At 72.5% G+C, this 1,071-nt stretch carries 1 protein-coding gene; it reads right to left on the bottom strand.

Annotated features, from left to right (window positions below):
- On the bottom strand, positions 1-992 hold a 992-nt coding region (locus ABT324_RS33365), incomplete at its 3' end, for an acyl carrier protein (RefSeq protein WP_351185911.1).
- Positions 993-1,071 lie beyond the last annotated feature (79 nt).

Below are 1,071 nucleotides of genomic sequence, written 5' to 3' on the forward strand. Positions count from 1 at the left end.
CTGCCCGCGCTGCCGTTGCCGAGGTGCCCGGCGACCTCGTCGGGCGCCTGGTCGAAGCGGGCGGCGTAGTCGTTGTACATGACTCCGGTGAACACGCCGGTCCGGCTGCCGTGCAGCGACATCGGGTCGACTCCGGCGCGTTCGAACGCTTCCCAGGCGGTTTCGAGCAGCAGCCGCTGCTGGGGGTCCATGGCGAGTGCTTCGCGTGGGGAGATGCCGAACAACTCGGCGTCGAACTCGGCCGCGTCGTGCAGGAACCCGCCCTCCCGCACGTAGGACGTCCCCGGCGCTTCGCCCGTCGGGTCGTAGGTCCTCGCCACATCCCACCCGCGGTTGGTGGGGAAGGCGGAGATGGCGTCGTCCGCGGACGCGACGAGCTGCCACAGCTCCTCCGGCGTCGTGACTCCGCCGGGGTAGCGGCACGCCATCCCGACGATGACGATCGGATCGCTGCCGGTCGAGGCGATCGCCCGCGGCTCGGCGGTTCGCGCGGACGCGCCGAGGACCTCCGCCCGCAGGTGCTCGACCAGCGCGGTCGTGTTGGGGTGGTCGAAGACCAGCGTCGCGGGCAGCTGCAACCCCGTCGCCGCGTTCAGGCGGTTGCGGAACTCGACGGAGGTGAGCGAGTCGAACCCGAGGTCGCGGAACGCTTGGGCCGGGTCGACTGCGAGCGGGTCGTGGTGGCCGAGCACGGCCGCGACCTGGTCGCGGACGAGGGCGAGCAGGGCCGTGCCCTGGTCAGCCGAGGTCATCTGGCGCAACCGGTCGGCGAACGTGTCCGCCTCCCGCGTGGCGGCGCGGCGGCGAACCACCGGGACCAGCGCTCGCAGCAGGGCGGGCACGGAACCGGTCTCGGCGGTGAGGGCGTGCGCGTCCAGGTGCATCGGGACGACCACTGGCGAGTCCGCGGTGAGCGCGGCGTCGAAGAGCTGGAGGCCTTCCTTCTCCTGCAGCGGCCGCATGCCCCGCCGCAGGTCGAGGTGGTGTGCCATGCCGGTGGTCCAGGGTCCCCAGGCGATGGTGGTGGTGGGGTGTCCGGTGGTGGTGCGGTGGTGGGTGAGTGCGTGGAGG

Source organism: Saccharopolyspora sp. NPDC000359, from assembly GCF_040300525.1.
Taxonomy (GTDB): Bacteria; Actinomycetota; Actinomycetes; order Mycobacteriales; family Pseudonocardiaceae; genus Saccharopolyspora.